Annotated in this window: 14 protein-coding genes; 6 read left to right on the top strand and 8 right to left on the bottom strand. The window is 54.0% G+C overall.

The window, feature by feature from the left end:
• Positions 1-89: 89 nt before the first annotated feature.
• Both mobB and mobA read right to left on the bottom strand, forming a co-directional pair.
• On the bottom strand, positions 90-596 hold the full coding sequence (gene mobB, locus HMPREF3096_RS01970) for a molybdopterin-guanine dinucleotide biosynthesis protein MobB (protein WP_032731533.1): 507 nt from the start codon (positions 594-596) through the stop codon (positions 90-92).
• Positions 593-1,174, bottom strand: a complete 582-nt coding sequence (mobA, locus tag HMPREF3096_RS01975; protein ID WP_032731534.1) for a molybdenum cofactor guanylyltransferase MobA — start codon at positions 1,172-1,174, stop codon at positions 593-595. The genes mobB and mobA overlap by 4 nt, the downstream gene beginning before the upstream one ends.
• Before the next feature lie 71 nt (positions 1,175-1,245).
• Here mobA and HMPREF3096_RS01980 point away from each other — a divergent pair, with 71 nt between their 5' ends.
• From HMPREF3096_RS01980 to dsbA, 3 genes are all read left to right on the top strand, one after another.
• On the top strand, positions 1,246-1,515 hold the full coding sequence (locus HMPREF3096_RS01980) for a YihD family protein (protein ID WP_002882612.1): 270 nt from the start codon (positions 1,246-1,248) through the stop codon (positions 1,513-1,515).
• Between the two features lie 75 nt (positions 1,516-1,590).
• Entirely contained in the window at positions 1,591-2,577 is a 987-nt protein-coding gene (locus HMPREF3096_RS01985) for a serine/threonine protein kinase (protein ID WP_032731535.1), read from the top strand.
• A 27-nt stretch (positions 2,578-2,604) separates the two neighbouring features.
• Positions 2,605-3,228 carry a thiol:disulfide interchange protein DsbA gene (gene dsbA, locus HMPREF3096_RS01990; RefSeq protein WP_008807917.1) on the top strand — a complete coding sequence of 208 codons (624 nt, stop codon included), beginning with the start codon at positions 2,605-2,607 and terminating at the stop codon, positions 3,226-3,228.
• A gap of 49 nt (positions 3,229-3,277) precedes the next feature.
• On the opposite strand, the gene HMPREF3096_RS01995 is transcribed toward dsbA, so the two are convergent.
• Complete coding sequence (locus HMPREF3096_RS01995; RefSeq protein WP_008807916.1) at positions 3,278-4,177, bottom strand: acyltransferase; 900 nt, start codon at positions 4,175-4,177, stop codon at positions 3,278-3,280.
• Between the two features lie 396 nt (positions 4,178-4,573).
• Here HMPREF3096_RS01995 and polA point away from each other — a divergent pair, with 396 nt between their 5' ends.
• A complete protein-coding gene (gene polA / locus HMPREF3096_RS02000) occupies positions 4,574-7,366 on the top strand; it encodes a DNA polymerase I (RefSeq protein ID WP_008807915.1) in 2,793 nt (930 codons plus the stop codon).
• A 347-nt stretch (positions 7,367-7,713) separates the two neighbouring features.
• On the opposite strand, the gene yihA is transcribed toward polA, so the two are convergent.
• Entirely contained in the window at positions 7,714-8,346 is a 633-nt protein-coding gene (yihA, locus tag HMPREF3096_RS02005; RefSeq protein WP_008807914.1) for a ribosome biogenesis GTP-binding protein YihA/YsxC, read from the bottom strand.
• A 584-nt stretch (positions 8,347-8,930) separates the two neighbouring features.
• Between yihA and yihI the strand changes: the two genes are divergently transcribed.
• Both yihI and hemN read left to right on the top strand, forming a co-directional pair.
• On the top strand, positions 8,931-9,437 hold the full coding sequence (gene yihI / locus HMPREF3096_RS02010; protein WP_008807913.1) for a Der GTPase-activating protein YihI: 507 nt from the start codon (positions 8,931-8,933) through the stop codon (positions 9,435-9,437).
• A 188-nt stretch (positions 9,438-9,625) separates the two neighbouring features.
• Positions 9,626-10,999: an oxygen-independent coproporphyrinogen III oxidase gene (gene hemN, locus HMPREF3096_RS02015; RefSeq protein ID WP_008807912.1), complete on the top strand. Its 1,374-nt coding sequence runs from the start codon at positions 9,626-9,628 to the stop codon at positions 10,997-10,999.
• Between the two features lie 39 nt (positions 11,000-11,038).
• Here hemN and HMPREF3096_RS30265 read toward each other — a convergent pair whose 3' ends face one another.
• From HMPREF3096_RS30265 to glnA, 4 genes are all read right to left on the bottom strand, one after another.
• Positions 11,039-11,149, bottom strand: a complete 111-nt coding sequence (locus HMPREF3096_RS30265) for a YshB family small membrane protein (RefSeq protein WP_004152951.1) — start codon at positions 11,147-11,149, stop codon at positions 11,039-11,041.
• Positions 11,150-11,259: 110 nt separating this feature from the next.
• On the bottom strand, positions 11,260-12,669 hold the full coding sequence (gene glnG / locus HMPREF3096_RS02020) for a nitrogen regulation protein NR(I) (RefSeq protein WP_008807911.1): 1,410 nt from the start codon (positions 12,667-12,669) through the stop codon (positions 11,260-11,262).
• 8 nt (positions 12,670-12,677) lie between these two features.
• Positions 12,678-13,727 (bottom strand): nitrogen regulation protein NR(II), encoded by a 1,050-nt coding sequence (glnL, locus tag HMPREF3096_RS02025; protein WP_008807910.1) that lies wholly within the window; start codon positions 13,725-13,727, stop codon positions 12,678-12,680.
• 188 nt (positions 13,728-13,915) lie between these two features.
• A complete protein-coding gene (gene glnA, locus HMPREF3096_RS02030; RefSeq protein ID WP_004203622.1) occupies positions 13,916-15,325 on the bottom strand; it encodes a glutamate--ammonia ligase in 1,410 nt (469 codons plus the stop codon).
• Between the last annotated feature and the right edge of the window lie 60 nt (positions 15,326-15,385).

A 15,385-nucleotide genomic window follows, 5' to 3' on the forward strand; every position in this document is an offset into this window, starting at 1 on the left:
GGTGCGCAGCACCGCCTCCGGGGAGGCCCCTGTCTGCCGATGCCATTCATTAACGTCTGTGTTAAGAAGCAATCCCTACCGATAAACTGCTAATGCCTCTCTAACCAATTCGCAATAAATCTCGCGATCTGTTGAATATCATTTAAATCCAACTGCGGAAGCGAGGTCGCGATGGGCATATCGCTGGCCACGGCGATGGTATGTTCATCAATTATCAGCTCTTCTACACGATGGCCGCTGTTTTGTCGAAAAAGTAGGATCTTCGGCACGGGTTCATGTTTGAACCCCTCCACTAAAACCAGGTCCAGTTTGCTGGCATCCATTCGACTGACAAGCCACGTGAGATCTAATTCCGGCGTCTCTGGCGTCTCCGTCATCAACGCCCAGCGCTGTTCGCTGGCGACAATGGTCTGCGCAGCGCCCGCCTTACGTAATTCATAGCTATCTTTGCCGGGTTTATCGACGTCCATATCATGATGGGTATGTTTTATCAGCCCGGGACGCAGACCTCTGACGCAAAGCTCAGGGATAAGACGCTTTAATAATGTTGTTTTTCCGGTACCGCTCCATGCGGCAATCGCCAGTAATGGGGTCATGATGGCTCCTGCATCTGCTGCAAATCTTCAAGCGTATTTACATTGATGAACGCTGATTTCATATCGCTGAAATTCACCGGGCGCCCACCCACTTGTCGCATAAAGACCATCACCCTGCGCTCTCCATGAGCCAGATAAGCCTCCAGTTCCGGAATGATTTGACGATGAACTAATGCAACGGCGGGATGATCCCGTTCGCCGTCATGGGCCCAAACGACCGGTGCGGCCCCTCTCTGCTGGATAAAGCGCTCCACTAAAAAGGACGGAATGAACGGCGTGTCGCAGGGGCAAAAAACAAACCATGGGCTCGCGACCTGCTGCATCACAGCAAGCATTCCGGCCAGCGGCCCCTGATAACCCTCCTGTATGTCTCGAAAGACCGGATATCCGCTGGCACGCCACTGTTCAAGATGACGATTGGCGCTAATGACTAACTCATCTACCTGCGGGGCTAATGTCTCCGCGACGTGACGCCAGAGAGGGCGACCATTTAGCGCCTGTAATCCTTTATCAATGCCGCCCATTCGCGTGGCTTTGCCGCCTGCCAGCACGACGCCGGTTATCGCCTCGCTTTGCATCTGAATATCGCCTCTTTCATTGTGGGATTGACCCTGTTAACTTGTCCCTATCAAGAGTAAGGAGCATGACCATGAAATGTAAACGTCTGAATGAAGTAATTGAACTCCTCCAGCCTGCCTGGCAGAAAGAGCCTGAACTGAATCTGATGCAATTTTTGCAGAAACTGGCGAAAGAGGCTGGCTATGATGGCGAACTGAGCGATCTTTCCGACGATATTCTGATCTATCACCTGAAGATGCGTGACTCTTCTAAAGATGCCGTCATTCCTGGTATTCAGAAGGATTATGAAGAGGACTTTAAAACCGCGCTGCTGCGCGCCCGCGGGGTAATAAAAGAGTAAAAGGTTGTAAGCGCTGCCGCGTAAAGTGCAATGAGATGATATCCTGAACTATTCGTACGATTATCGGATGTCAGGATGCACGATAAGGCTTTTACTTTTCAGACGCTTCGCCCGGATACCATTATCGATGGGTTATTCGATCTGGGTATGCGGGTGGACTCCGGTCTCACCCCGCTAAACAGCTATGAGAACCGCGTTTATCAGTTCCAGGACGAAGAGCGCCATCGCTATGTGGTAAAGTTCTATCGTCCTGAGCGCTGGTCCGCAGAACAGATCCTTGAAGAACACCAGTTTGCACTTCAGCTTGTAGAAGATGAAGTGCCCGTTGCTGCGCCGCTCTTCTTTAACGACAGCACGCTTCATCAGCATCAGGGATTCTACTTTGCCGTTTTCCCAAGCCTTGGCGGTCGTCAGTTCGAAGCGGATAACCTTGATCAGATGGAATGGGTTGGCCGCTATCTGGGGCGCCTGCACCAGACGGGCCGCAAACAGCGCTTTACTGCCCGCCTGGAAATTGGCGTCCAGGAGTACCTGCTGGAACCGCGCCAGGTGTTTGAACAGGCGACGCTGATCCCCTCTGGCCTGAAGGCCGATTTCCTGAAGGCGACCGATAAACTCATTGCTGCCGTCATGGAGCAATGGCACGGCCGCGGGAACACGTTACGCCTGCACGGTGACTGCCATGCGGGTAATATCCTCTGGCGCGACGGGCCACTGTTTGTCGACTTAGACGATGCGCGAACCGGCCCGGCGATTCAGGATCTGTGGATGCTGCTCAACGGTGATAAGGCTGAACAGCGTATGCAGCTGGAGACCATTGTCGAGGCCTATGAGGAATTCAGCCCCTTTAACAGCGATGAAATCGCGCTAATTGAACCTTTACGCGCTATGCGACTGGTTTATTATCTGGCGTGGTTGCTCAGACGCTGGGACGATCCCGCTTTCCCGGTCAATTTCCCCTGGTTAACCGGGGAGGATTACTGGCGGGGGCAGACGTCGACTTTTCTTGAGCAGGTGAAGGTTCTACAGGAACCCCCGCTTCAGTTAACGCCAATGTATTAATGTGATATATCCAGGAGAGAGTAAATCATGAAAAAAGTTTGGCTGGCGCTGGCTGGTATGATTCTGGCTTTTAGTGCATCCGCTGCCCAGATCACCGATGGCAAGCAGTACATTACCCTTGATAAGCCGATTGCTGGCGAGCCGCAGGTGCTCGAGTTCTTCTCATTCTACTGCCCGCACTGCTACCAGTTTGAAGAAGTGCTGCATGTTTCTGACAATGTGCGTCAGAAACTGCCGGAAGGCACCAAAATGACCAAATACCACGTTGAGTTCCTGGGCCCTCTGGGCAAGGATCTGACGCAGGCGTGGGCGGTGGCCATCGCGCTGGGTGTTGAAGATAAAATTACTGCGCCGATGTTCGAAGCCGTGCAGAAAACCCAGACCGTGCAGAGCGTGGCTGACATTCGTAAAGTGTTTGTCGACGCTGGCGTGAAAGGGGAAGACTACGATGCCGCATGGAATAGCTTCGTGGTGAAATCTCTGGTCGCTCAGCAAGAGAAAGCGGCAGCCGATCTGCAGCTGCAGGGGGTACCGGCTATGTATGTTAATGGTAAATACCAGCTGAACCCGCAGGGGATGGACACCAGCAATATGGATGTCTTCGTCGCTCAGTATGCGGATACCGTGAAGCAACTGGTAGAGAAGAAATAAAAAAAACGCCGGTCACTGACCGGCGTTACCTTAGCTATTCTGGCAGTGACTACCTTTCTTTGTCCCGCATGATGTCAGTCAACTGACGGTCTTTCTCTTCCCATAGCCCATTGAGCCAGCGCTGGAAGCCGCGCTTAAAGTTCTTATCGTTAACGTAATCGCCGTGCAGCTCTTCACCAATAGGAACCAGATTGATACGTACTACAATGCGCGTCAGGCGGCCGCTTAACATATCGTAAAACGGCTTTGTATTATTCTCCGGGTAGCACAGCGTGACATTCAGTAGTTTATCGAACTGCGAACCGAGCACGTTTAACGCCATGGCGATACCTGCCGCTTTAGGCGGTAGCAGGTTATCGTAAGGCGAGCGCGTCTCGTGCTTTTTGGCTTCGGTAAAACGCGAGCCTTCCACAAAATTGACGATAGTCGTCGGATGCGCGCGAAATTTTTCACATGAACGGCGGGTGGTTTCGACATCTTTACCGCGGCGTTCCGGGTGTCTAATAAGGTAACTGCGTGAATAGCGGCGCATAAAGGGCATATCCAACGCCCAGCAGGCGAGGCCGATGAAGGGTACCCACGCCAGCTGTTGTTTAAGGAAGTACTTATTCATCGGAATATGCTTGCGGAACAGCACGCACAGCACCACGATATCTGCCCAGCTATGGTGGTTACTGATCAGCAGATACCAGTTCTTTTTATTTAAGCCTTCCAGACCCTCGACGTCCCATTTAAGCCAGGGATTGAGATGCAACAGCAGCGCCAGCCCTTCGCACCAGCAATACATCATAAAATTGCAAAAAACAGATATAGAGCGCCATACCGCTGGAATGGGGACCAGCAGTTTAATCAGCCCGGCGACGATGATCGGTACAGAGCAGATAATGGTGACTAAGATGGTTAAGGCGATACTCAGCGGAAGTGTTATCGCAGCGAGTAATCTCGACATAGTTAGTTTATTCAGAAGGTTAGGCTGACAAAGAGCGCCTTTAAGCTGCGCAAGGGGCTGATTTTACCAGAAAACGCGGCAAATGACGGGTCTTACGAGAACAGAAAAAAACAAGGATCTTCTATCCACATGGAACATTGGGTCATCAAATTGATGCCAGGATCGTCGATCTGTTTTTAATTAACTGATATATAAAGAGTAATAGTATTTGTTCATTTATTTTCAGGGGCGGTAAAGCTGACGCTGTAAAACTATACACAAAGTTATCCACAAGCAAAGTTCTTATGCGATCGCGACGATCGTTGAATCTTTTCCGCGAAATGCGGGAAAAATTCAGGATTTCATGCCCGTCTGTGGCATCCTTTACCCATAATCTGATAAACAGGCACGGAAATTATGGTTCAGATCCCAGAAAACCCTCTCATCCTCGTTGACGGCTCATCCTATCTTTATCGAGCGTATCATGCGTTTCCGCCGCTGACTAACAGCGCAGGGGAGCCGACCGGGGCTATGTACGGCGTACTGAATATGCTGCGCAGTTTGATCCTGCAGTATCAACCGACTCACGCCGTCGTGGTCTTTGATGCGAAAGGGAAAACCTTCCGTGATGAATTGTTCGAACATTACAAGTCCCACCGCCCGCCGATGCCGGACGATCTGCGCGCGCAGATTGAGCCGTTGCATAAGATGGTGAAAGCGATGGGGCTGCCGCTAATGGCAGTTCCGGGTGTTGAAGCCGACGATGTGATTGGCACCCTGGCGCGGGAAGCGGAAAGGGCGGGTCGTCCGGTGCTGATCAGCACCGGTGATAAAGACATGGCTCAGCTGGTGACGCCGGGGATCACCCTAATCAATACCATGACTAACACCATCCTTGGACCGGATGAGGTGGTCTCCAAGTATGGCGTCCCGCCGGAGCTGATTATCGATTTCCTGGCACTGATGGGCGACTCTTCGGATAACATTCCTGGCGTGCCGGGCGTGGGCGAGAAGACCGCCCAGGCGCTGCTGCAAGGCCTTGGCGGCCTTGATACGCTGTATGCGGAACCGGAGAAAATTGCTGCACTGAGCTTCCGCGGCGCGAAAACGATGGCGGCGAAGCTGGAGCAGAACAAGGACGTGGCTTATCTCTCTTATCAGCTGGCGACCATTAAAACCGACGTCGAGCTGGAGCTCACATGCGAAGAGCTGGAGGTGCAGCCACCGGCGGCTGACGATCTGCTGGCGCTGTTCAGGCAGTATGAGTTTAAGCGCTGGACAACCGACGTCGAGGCCGGGAAATGGCTGCAAGCGAAGGGCGGCAAACCGGCCGCTAAACCTGCAGAGCCTGCGGCAGCGGCACAGGCAGAAGCAGAGGATGAACCGGCCTCCGCCCTTTCAGCAGAGCACTACGTCACTATCCTTGATGAGGCCACGCTGGTCACCTGGATCGATAAGCTGAAGCAAGCGCCGCTCTTTGCCTTTGATACGGAAACCGACAGCCTGGATAATATCTCTGCCAATATGGTCGGTCTTTCATTCGCGGTTGAGCCTGGCGTGGCCGCCTATGTCCCTGTGGCGCATGATTATCTTGATGCACCGGATCAGATCCCCCGCGAGCGCGTACTGGCGTTGCTTAAACCGCTGCTGGAGGATGAGAAGCTGCTCAAGGTCGGGCAAAATCTCAAATACGATCGCGGTATTTTGGCCAACTATGACATTGAGCTGCGCGGGATTGCATTCGATACCATGCTGGAATCCTACATTCTCGACAGCGTGGCGGGCCGCCACGATATGGACAGTCTTTCCGACCGCTGGCTGAAGCATAAAACCATTACCTTTGAAGAGATCGCTGGTAAAGGTAAGAACCAGCTCACCTTTAACCAGATTGCACTGGAGGAGGCTGGCCGCTACGCGGCGGAAGATGCCGACGTCACGCTCCAGCTGCATCTGAAGATGTGGCCGAAGCTGCAGCAGCATGAAGGTCCGCTGAATATCTTTAAGCATATCGAAATGCCGCTGGTGCCGGTGCTGTCTCGGGTTGAGCGCAATGGCGTGAAAATCGACCCTGCCGTGCTGCATGCGCATTCCCAGGAGATCGCCCAGCGTCTGGTTGAGCTGGAGCAGCGCGCACATGAGATTGCCGGGGAAGCGTTTAATCTCTCCTCCACTAAACAGCTGCAAACGATCCTGTTTGAGAAACAGGGTATCAAGCCGCTGAAGAAAACGCCGGGCGGTGCGCCATCCACGTCTGAAGAGGTCCTGGAGGAGCTGGCGCTGGATTATCCGTTGCCAAAAGTGATTCTGGAGTATCGCGGGCTGGCGAAACTGAAGTCGACCTATACCGATAAACTGCCGCTGATGATTAATCCTAAAACGGGGCGCGTGCATACCTCCTATCATCAGGCGGTTACTGCCACAGGCCGTTTGTCGTCTACCGATCCAAACCTGCAAAATATTCCAGTGCGTAACGAAGAAGGACGGCGCATTCGCCAGGCGTTTATCGCGCCGGAAGATTACGTCATTGTCTCAGCGGACTACTCGCAAATCGAACTGCGTATTATGGCGCACCTGTCGCGGGATAAAGGCCTGCTAACCGCCTTCTCTGAAGGGAAAGATATTCACCGGGCGACGGCGGCTGAAGTGTTTGGCTTACCACTGGACAGCGTCAGCAGCGAACAGCGCCGCAGTGCGAAAGCCATCAACTTCGGTCTGATCTACGGCATGAGCGCCTTCGGCCTGGCCCGCCAGCTGAACATCCCGCGTAAAGAAGCACAGAAGTATATGGATCTTTATTTCGAGCGTTACCCGGGCGTCCTGGAGTATATGGAGCGCACCCGTGCTCAGGCGAAAGAGCAAGGGTATGTTGAAACGCTGGATGGCCGTCGACTCTATCTGCCGGATATTAAATCCAGCAATGGTGCCCGTCGCGCCGGCGCGGAACGTGCGGCGATCAACGCCCCGATGCAGGGGACAGCGGCAGACATTATCAAGCGGGCGATGATTGCTGTTGATGAATGGCTGCGGAAGGAGCAACCTCGCGTGCGGATGATCATGCAGGTTCACGATGAACTGGTCTTTGAAGTGCATAAAGATGAGCTCGATGCCGTGTCGAAAAAAATCCATGAACTGATGGAGAACAGCACTACGCTGGCGGTGCCGCTGCTGGTGGAAGTCGGTAGTGGCGAAAACTGGGATCAAGCGCACTAAGTATACAAAGCGCAAAGTGATTTTCTGTAAGTAAGCAACATAACTTATAGCGTTTTGTGAGGATCATTTGAATTTGCTATGTAAATAGTGAAAAAAAACTACAAAAAATGCTTTATCCGTGAGCGAAAGAAGAGTAGAGTTAATCGCGTAGGGTACAGAGGTAAGATGTTCTATCTTTCAGACCTTTTACTTCACGTAATCGGATTTGGCTGAATATTTTAGCCGCCCCGGTCATTTATGACCGGGGCGTTTTTTATTGCGCGAAAGAAAAGTTTGATGCAGTTAAAAGCGCGTAATATGAACGTCCGGATAGGGCGCTACGCGCCGTTATCCGGAAAAAGCGGGGGTTACTCGGCGTCTTCAACGGCTTCTTGCGGCGGGATTTCGTTAAACCAGCTATCCAGCTTCTGTCGCAGCTTATCCACGCCAGATTTTTTCAGCGAAGAGAAAGGTTCAACCTGAATATCGCCATTGAAGGCCAGTACCGCTTCACGCACCATATTCACTTGCGCTTTACGCGCGCCGCTGGCGAGCTTATCGGCTTTGGTCAACAGCACCAGCACCTGAATATCACTTTCTACCGCCCACTCGATCATTTGCTGATCGAGATCTTTAAGCGGGTGGCGAATATCCATTAGCACCACCAGGCCCTTCAGGCACAGACGTTTTTCCAGGTACTCTCCCAGCGCGCGCTGCCACTTGATCTTCATCTCTTCAGGTACTTGCGCATAACCATAGCCGGGCAGGTCAACCAGGCGTTTGCCCTCGGCGACTTCGAACAGGTTAATCAGCTGCGTACGTCCAGGAGTCTTGGAGGTACGCGCCAGGCTCTTCTGGTTGGTCAGCGTATTTAGCGCGCTGGATTTTCCCGCGTTGGAGCGGCCGGCGAACGCCACTTCAATGCCGGTATCGGCAGGAAGATGGCGGATATCTGGCGCGCTAGTGACAAAGTGCGTCAGTTGATAATTCCAGTTGGTCAAGACGGTCGTCTCCGTTAAAACAGGCTATGGCAGGGATTATACCTGAACAGCAGAAAAAGGCTGTTTTTACCGCACGCCGTTCCTGTAAGTAAAAACCATATGGTTTGTGAGACATTGACTATTCTTCGTATAGGACATACCTGAGAAAAATAAGACGATACAGATGTAATTAACTGAAAAAAAACAAGTTATAAAAATAGAGAAATCTGAAAATGTTTTTTTAACGGCCTGGCTGGTTGTCGATTTTTGTCAACAGGGTAAAGTAATACACAACGGCGGGGATGCTGAAAGGATTAAGACTCAGGACGAGGGGTCAGGAAGCGCCAGGAGGCGAAGACCACAGGATAGTCAGGATGACGCGCGTCTTGGAGACGTTTCAAAGGGAAAAGGAAGAAACAGGGACCGTTGGACGCTAAGGGAAAGACAGGGTAAGTCGTTAGCGAACAGGGAAAGAAGAAGCCCGTTAAGGGTGGTCAGTGAGGAAAAAGGCGACAGAGTAATCTGTCGCCTTTTTTCTTTGCTTGCTTTCTGCTAGATTCCGCCTCAATTCTATACTGAATAATACTGTCTGAAGATTACACACCATGAAAAAACCGACATCCGCCACCCGTGGCAAATCCGGCCGCAAGTCGCGTGAAGAGTTAAATCAGGAAGCTCGCGATCGCAAACGGCAGAAGAAACATCGTGGTCACGCGGCAGGCAGTCGCGCGAACGGCGGCGATGCGGCTTCAGCGGGCAAAAAACAGAGCCAGACGCAAGACCCGCGCGTCGGCAGTAAAAAACCGATCCCGCTGGGCGTGAGCGAAAGCAGCACCCCAGCCCCCAAGCAGCATAAACCAAAGAGCGAGAAACCTATGCTTTCACCGCAGGCTGAGCTGGAGTTGCTGGAGAATGATGAGCGCCTGGACGCGCTGCTGGAACGTCTGGAAGAGGGCGGCACCCTGAATGCTGAAGAGCAGAGCTGGGTGGACGCCAAACTGGATCGCATTGATGAGCTGATGCAGCAGCTCGGCCTCTCTTACGATGACGAAGATGAAGAAGAGGAAGAGCGTCAGGAAGATATGATGCGTCTGCTGAAGGGCGGAAACTAACATTTGCATCCCATCGGATTCCCGGTATTGCTTATAACCCTTCTGGTTATATGTTATCTGCTGTGGTTATTCGTTAAACTACGACGGTTGTCGCGGCGTCAGAAATGGCTGCGCAACCGGCTCATGACCCGCGGTGCGGTGGGGCCGGGACGGCGTACCCGTCGGCGGCACCATCGGAAGGAGTGAGCATGTCTGAGCAGATAATCGACTGGGATCTGGCCCTGATCCAGAAATATAACTATTCCGGGCCGCGCTATACCTCGTATCCCACCGCGCTGGAGTTTTCACCGCAATTTGGCGCGGCGGAATTCGATGCCGCTGTGGCCCGTTACCCACAGCGTCCCCTGTCGCTGTACGTGCACATCCCGTTTTGCCATAAGCTGTGTTATTTCTGCGGCTGCAATAAGATAGTCACCCGCCAGCAGCATAAGGCCGATCAATATCTCGATGTCCTTGAACAGGAGATCATCCACCGCGCGCCGCTGTTTGCCAGTCGCCAGGTTAAGCAACTGCACTGGGGTGGCGGTACGCCAACCTATCTCAATAAGGCGCAAATCAGTCGCCTGATGGATCTGTTGCGCAGCCACTTCCATTTCAGCGCGGAAGCCGAGATCTCCATTGAGGTCGATCCACGTGAGATCGAGCTGGATGTCCTCGATCATTTACGCACCGAGGGGTTCAACCGCCTGAGTATGGGCGTGCAGGACTTCAATAAAGAGGTTCAGCGCCTGGTTAACCGTGAGCAGGACGAAGCGTTCATCTTTGATTTGCTCCACCATGCGCGGGAGATTGGTTTTACCTCGACCAATATCGACCTCATCTACGGCCTGCCGAAGCAAACGCCGGAGAGCTTCGCCTTTACCCTGCAAAAGGTCGCCGAGCTCAATCCTGACCGCCTGAGCGTGTTTAACTATGCGCATCTGCCCACGCTCTTTGCCGCACAGCGCAAAATTAAAGATGCCGATCTCCCCTCCGCTGAACAGAAGCTGGAGATCCTCCAGGAGACCATCGGTTCGCTGACGGCGGCAGGCTATCAGTTTATCGGCATGGACCACTTTGCTCGCCCAGACGATGAATTAGCGGTCGCGCAACGTCATGGCATACTGCACCGCAATTTCCAGGGTTACACCACCCAGGGGGATACCGATCTGCTGGGGATGGGCGTGTCCGCGATCAGCATGATTGGCGACAGCTACGCCCAGAACCAAAAAGAGCTGAAGCTGTACTACCAGCAGGTGGCAGAGCAAGGGGACGCTCTATGGCGCGGGATCGCGTTAACCCGCGATGACTGTTTACGTCGCGACGTGATTAAGGCGTTGATCTGTAATTTCCGTCTGGATATTGAGGCTGTAGAGGCGCAGTGGGATGTGGATTTTCAGTCTTATTTTGCCGAAGACCTGAAGCTGCTGGCGCCGCTGGCGCATGACGGGCTGGTGGCTGTGGATGATAAGGCCATTCAGGTGACGGCGAAAGGCCGACTGCTGATCCGCAATATCTGCATGTGCTTTGATGCCTATCTACGGCAAAAAGCTCGGATGCAACAGTTCTCCCGGGTCATTTAATGTTTTCCCCTCTCCCGCGGCCGCAGGAGAGGGGAACCATTAGCTGAACAGCCCGACCAGCGCAGCGCACAGCACGGCAGCGACTGCCGTTTGTGGCGTGTGACTGGCTGCGGCGCCGCTCGATATCATACTCACCAGTGATTCAAACATGATGCTCTCCCCTAATGCCGGGCACGATCATACTCAACTCATCGGAACAGTAAAGTACAAAATAGCAGCACTTTGCGCTGAACGGCTAATTTTCATCATGCCGTTAATCACTACTCCATTCCCAGCTCTTTTAGCTTACGCGTCAGGGTATTACGACCCCATCCCAGCAGACGCGCAGCCTCCTGCTTGTGCCCCTGGGTATGGCGCAGGGCGGTCGTCAGCAGCGTGCGCTCCATTTCGGGTTGCGCTTCTGAGAGCAGGTTTTGATGACCGGATCGCAACGCCCGATCGGCCCACTGACCCAGCAGCGTCGCCCAGCTGTCGGGCTGCATCTGCGTCGGGCTGTCCGGAACCGTGGTCTCAAACAGTTCGCTCGGCAGATCCTGCGTCAGTACCTCCTGGCCGGCGGCCATGACGGTGAGCCAGCGACAGGTGTTTTCCAGCTGACGGACGTTGCCAGGCCACGCCAGGCGTGTCAGTGCTGTCTCCGTTTCCGGATGCAGCTGTTTGGCTTCAACACCGAGCTCGCGGGCGGCTATCTGCAGAAAATGGCGGGCCAGGCGTGGAATATCTTCCCGGCGCTCGCGCAGCGGCGGTAAATGTACCCGGATCACGTTCAGGCGGTGGAACAAATCTTCACGGAATTTCCCCTCCTGCACGCGCTGTTCCAGGTTCTGGTGGGTGGCGGCGATGATCCGCACATCGACCTTCACCGGCGCGTAACCGCCCACGCGATAAAACTGGCCATCCGCCAGCACGCGCAGCAGACGAGTCTGGACATCAAGCGGCATATCGCCAATTTCATCCAGGAATAGCGTGCCGCCGTCAGCCTGTTCGAAGCGTCCCTGGCGGACGGTATTGGCGCCGGTAAAGGCCCCTTTTTCATGCCCGAACAGCTCGGACTCAATCAGGTCTTTGGGTATTGCCGCCATATTCAGTGCGATAAACGGCGCTTTTGAACGTGGACTATGACGATGCAGGGCGTGAGCGACGAGCTCTTTACCGGTACCGGATTCGCCATTAATCAGCACGCTGATGGATGATCGCGACAAACGGCCAATAATGCGAAAGACATCCTGCATTGCCGGCGCTTCGCCGATGATGTCGGCAGTTGGGCTGCTTATTGGCGCATTTCGCGGCTGTTGCTGCTCCTGGTAGTGGCTTATCGCCCGGTCGACCAGGGCGACGGCTTCATCAATATCAAAAGGTTTGGGCAGATAATCAAACGCGCCTTGCTGATAAGCGCTGACCGCGGCGTCCAGATCGGAATGTGCGGTCATTATGATGACCGGAAGCATTGGATGACGCTGCTTAATCTGTTTGAGCAGCGCCAGACCATCCATTCCCGGCATACGGATATCTGACAGCAGTACATCCGGGGTTTTGGTGGTGAGGGCATCTAGCACCTCATTGCCGCTTTCGAACGTTGTGCAGCTCAAGCCGGCTCCGGTGAGCGCGCGTTCAAGCACCCAGCGGATGGAGCTATCGTCATCAACGATCCAGGCTATCCCTCGTTGCATAAACACCTCTACTTCCGAATAGGCAGGTATACCGAAAATTCGGTATGACCCGGCCAGCTGGTGAATTCAATTTTGCCGGAGTGCTGATCGATAAGGCTGCGGGCGATAGATAAGCCCAGGCCGGTACCACCTTCGCGGCCGCTGACCATCGGATAAAACAGCGTATCCTGGAGATGGGGCGGAATACCCGGGCCATTATCTTCAACGTCAATACGTGCGGCGAGGCGATAACGCACCCCGTGCAGCGTCAGCTGGAAAGCGGTGCGGGTGCGGAGAACAATTTCGCCCCCTTCCGGCCCCAGCGCCTGCAGCGCATTACGGACGATGTTCAGCAACACCTGTTCAATTTGATCCGGGTCGTGGGGCAGCTCTGGTAGGCTGGGGTCGTAATCACGGATTAACTTCACGTTGTCCGGTAACTCCATGGAGACCAGTTTCACTACCCGCTCGGCGACTTTATGGATACTTTCAGTAACGTGCATGCCCGGATGCTGTGGCCCAAGCAGGCGATCGACCAGATTTCTCAGCCGGTCAGCCTGCTCGATGATCACTTTGGTATATTCCGTTAGCGCCGGGTCGGGCAGGGCTTTGCTGAGCAGCTGTGCCGCGCCGCGCAGGCCGCCTAACGGATTTTTTATCTCATGTGCCAGGCCGCGGACCAGATCGCGGGCGGCGACCTGCTGCGCGTGCTGCAGCTGCTCCTGGCTCAGGCGGCGCTGGTTATCCATCGGCGCCATTTCCAGCAGAATAAAGCCTTCCGGCAGCCGCTGGGCGGTCAGCGACAGGATGTGCGAGCGGCCATCAATAACCAGCGTCACTTCGTTATCGGTAAACCCCTGGCCCGCCTGCAGGCTCTCCTGCATCAGCCCGATATTCAACGAAAAATAGCTCAACAGCTCAGGTAACGGGGTGCCAAACAGCTTGCGTGAACTTTGCGCCAGCAGCTGCTGCGCCGCAGGGTTGGCAAAGTGCACCGCCAGGTCATCATCGACCAGTAAGATACTGTTGATAAGAGAGTTGAGGATCTGCCCAGCATCGGGCAGTGTGCCTGTTGCCATTCGACAGTCTCCTGAAAAAGAGTGCACCAATTTAGTGCAGTATAGCTTTTTATCGGTAAAAAGCTCGCGAGATCAGCGTGTTGGTGGAGAAAAAAGCCCATCCTGAGATGGGCTGAAAGTTTCCACGGCAACAAAATATCCCGGGCATCCCGCGCCACAACACGACATACCCTGGATTTACAGCAAAATTAGACGCTGTAGTACAGTTCGAACTCAACCGGATGCGGAGTCATGCGTACGCGGTCGTTCTCTTCCAGACGCAGGGCGATGTAAGCATCGATAGCGTCATTGGTGAACACGCCGCCAGCCGTCAGGAACTCGCGGTCAGCATCCAGGGCCTGCAGGGCTTCTTCCAGAGAACCAGCAACCTGCGGGATCTCTTTCGCTTCTTCCGGCGGCAGGTCATACAGGTTTTTGTCCATTGCTTCGCCCGGATGGATTTTGTTCTTGATACCATCAAGGCCAGCCATCAGCAGCGCCGCAAAGCACAGGTACGGGTTGGCAGCCGGGTCCGGGAAGCGCACTTCGATACGACGCGCTTTCGGAGAGGTCACCACCGGAATACGGATGGAGGCAGAGCGGTTACGCGCAGAGTAAGCCAGCATAACCGGCGCTTCGTAACCCGGGACCAGACGCTTGTAGGAGTTGGTGGTCGGGTTCGCCAGGGCGTTGATAGCTTTAGCGTGTTTGATTACGCCGCCGATGTAGAACAGCGCCTGCTCAGACAGACCTGCGTATTTGTCGCCGGAGAACAGGTTAGTCCCGTTTTTCGCCAGAGACATATGGCAGTGCATGCCGGAGCCGTTATCGCCGAACATTGGTTTCGGCATAAAGGTCGCGGTTTTACCGAAGCGGTGAGCGACGTTGTGAACAACGTATTTGTAAATCTGAATTTCGTCCGCTTTTTTGGTCATGGTGTTGAAGCGGGTTGCCACTTCGTTCTGACCTGCGGTAGCCACTTCGTGGTGGTGAGCTTCAACAACCAGGCCCATCTCTTCCATGATCATACACATGGTGGAACGGATATCCTGAGAAGAGTCTACTGGCGGAACCGGGAAGTAACCCCCTTTCACGCCCGGACGGTGACCTTTGTTACCGCCTTCGTATTTGGTGGAGGAGTTCCACGCACCTTCGATGTCATCGATCGCGACATGGGAGCCGGAGATAGAGGCGCCAAAACGGATGTCGTCGAACAGGAAGAATTCTGGTTCTGGCCCGAACAGGACGGTGTCAGCGATGCCGGTGGCGCGCAGGTACTCTTCAGCGCGTTTCGCGATGGAGCGCGGGTCACGGTCATAGCCCTGCAGGGTGCCTGGCTCGAGGATATCGCAGCGGATGATCAGGGTCGGTTCTTCGTAGAACGGGTCAATGACCGCGGTGGAAGCGTCCGGCATCAGGACCATGTCAGATTCGTTGATACCTTTCCAGCCACCGATCGAGGAGCCATCAAACATTTTGCCTTCTTCGAAGAATTCGGCATTTACCTGATGAGACGGAATCGTGACGTGCTGTTCTTTACCTTTGGTATCGGTGAAGCGCAGATCGACAAACTTCACTTCGTGCTCGTTCAGCATCGTCAAAACGTGTTCAGCGGACATACTTAAACTCTCCCGGATTGGTCATTGTCGTCGTGGTAACGAAAACTTCATACTGCTTAA

Origin of the sequence: Klebsiella sp. HMSC25G12 (genome assembly GCF_001807705.1) — a bacterium.
In the GTDB taxonomy this organism is placed as follows: domain Bacteria; phylum Pseudomonadota; class Gammaproteobacteria; order Enterobacterales; family Enterobacteriaceae; genus Klebsiella; species Klebsiella variicola.